This is a genomic window from Eubacterium callanderi (assembly GCF_900142645.1).
Taxonomy (GTDB): domain Bacteria; phylum Bacillota; class Clostridia; order Eubacteriales; family Eubacteriaceae; genus Eubacterium; species Eubacterium callanderi.
In genome coordinates, this window is record NZ_FRBP01000026.1 from 1 (window position 1) to 2,105 (window position 2,105).

The 2,105-nt window shown below is 44.4% G+C and carries 3 protein-coding genes; all 3 read right to left on the minus strand.

Features of this window, described 5'->3' with window-relative positions:
* Window positions 1-181: 181 nt before the first annotated feature.
* The gene (locus tag BUC22_RS21195; RefSeq protein WP_073383771.1) at window positions 182-805 is read right to left on the minus strand and encodes a hypothetical protein; all 624 of its coding nucleotides are present in this window, start codon (window positions 803-805) and stop codon (window positions 182-184) included.
* Window positions 806-844: 39 nt separating this feature from the next.
* Window positions 845-1,678 (minus strand): hypothetical protein, encoded by an 834-nt coding sequence (locus BUC22_RS21200; protein WP_073383772.1) that lies wholly within the window; start codon window positions 1,676-1,678, stop codon window positions 845-847.
* Between the two features lie 110 nt (window positions 1,679-1,788).
* Window positions 1,789-2,105: hypothetical protein (locus BUC22_RS22005; protein WP_159435649.1), on the minus strand; the 317-nt coding region annotated here is incomplete at its 5' end.

Sequence of the window (2,105 nt, forward strand, 5' to 3'; positions counted from 1 at the left end):
ACCGGGCCTTTTGCTGTTATCATGTTTTCCATTGTTTTCCTCTACTTTCTGTTATGCTATCTTCACTATCTGTATATATGCTTCATAGGGATTGCCACTTTCTATATTACTTACCTGAACACTTGGTTCCAATTTAAAGCTTCCGCCTGTATCAAAAGTTGCCATACCAAAGACAAAGCTTTCAAACCTTCCACTTGCGTCTGAAACGGCAATGTATTGATCCAGCATTGGTTGAGCTGTTGAACCTGTTATTCCTAATGTTAGTTTTTGTAAAAAACCATGATTGATAAACGAGCTGTTTAGCGTTGTTGTAAAATCTTATTTTAACAATATATGTCCCTGGCAAATTCACTTTTATTAAATATCTTGGCCGATTCGGCGCTGTAAGCGTAATTTCACTAAGTTTTTCGATTCCCTCCAGTTCGGTTACCGTCGAATTTTCAGTGTGCCAGTACGCACCTTTTCCAATATTCGGGTCTGCGCTCCCCCCTCCAGAACCCGCTTGCCCCTGTGGAATCCCAAAATTTAGAACAGCGGCGTTTTCGGTGCCGCTGTTGTTGACCGTTGCGGGCTGTCCTGGTTGAAGGGTGGTGACGGTTCCGACTTTAACCGTCGCTGCTTTTCCATCGGTCCCGACCACGTAGGGTAAACTGTTCCAACGGGTCACACCGTCGCCCCGCTTGGCTTTTCCGGTATCACCTTCAAACTGCAATTGCCGATTTTTTAAAACCGGGTTTTGTGCGGCCAGCTGTGCCGCTGTCAGATCGGGCAGAATAATCCGCCCGCTTGTACTTTTTGCTGCCATTTTTACCTCCTGTCACCGGAGGCATGGCCGCCCCCGGATTTATGCTAATTTTGTAATTCGTATTCTTTCATTTATAAAGTCACAGGGATTTATACTTCTTTCAAATTCCAGAGCATCCCCGCTGTTTATTCTTACGATTTCACTCCCCGACAACGTGCAATATTTCGTATTTTGTGAACTATCGTGTGGCGCAAAAAAGGAATTATAACTAATTCTGCTCCATTCGTCCGATTTTGTGAGATAGGTTACTTTATATTCTCCATATTCCACTTGACTTGAGTATTCAACGCGCAGTTCATAGGAAACAAGGAAAACACCTGTAATATTCGCCTTTATTAAAAGGTAATCCCGCATACTTTGGTTTATGGAAAAACTTCCCTCCGGCAGCGTATTAACCAGTAAAGAAAAATCTCCATAAAGATCACCCTCTTTATCGGTGATTACCTGATAATTTTTGTTGAAAACCCAGTCTACACCTTTTCCAATATTCTTGTCTTGTGGTGGAATCAACGGTGTCCAATACTCTGGCATTGTCGGATTTATCACGTCAGCGCCGCCTTGCAACGGTCCGGGTGGCAAGGTGTGTTGTTTTATACAGACATAAGGCGCACTATCATAGAGCACGACTGTATAAGGCTTATAAACAATGGCGTTTTGAGCCGTTGCGCCGACCCATTGCCCTTGCCATCGCAGCATTGTTTCTGGCAAAACAGGCTTTAAATCAACCCAGCGTGTCGCCCCGTCACCGATTTTGGCCACGCCATCTTTGGTTATAAAAAGCTGCCCATCTTTTAAAATGGGATTACTTGTCTCTAATTCAGCGGCGGTGGTTTCTGGCAGAATCAGCCGTCCTTGCGTTGCTTTATCTGCCATCTTCGCCACCAGCCTTTCTAAATACTAGGGAAAAGCCCCTCCCCCGATTGCTTTTAAAGCAACTATCTTTTATGTAAACTTTTTGCATTTTTATTGTCCTCCATCTTATTTTATAAAACTAATTGTATTTCAATCTCGTCATCGGTGCGCAGCAGTTTATTGCTGTCGGTTAGATCGGTACTGGCTCCTGGTACACCGCTGGCACCTTTAATATTTCCAATTTTTACCCAGCTCCCAGATGCTTTGCTGTAAATGTCATAGCTGGCGGTATTTAAATAAAAATCGCCTTTTTTCCCCTGGGTGGTGGGTGCTGCTTCTCCAAAAAGAATGGAAGCGCCGTCGGCGCCTTTGGCTCCGGGTGCTCCGTCCTTCCCATTGGTGCCATTCTCTGGGACGGCTTTTTTATCGGTCTTTGTCCCATTTATCT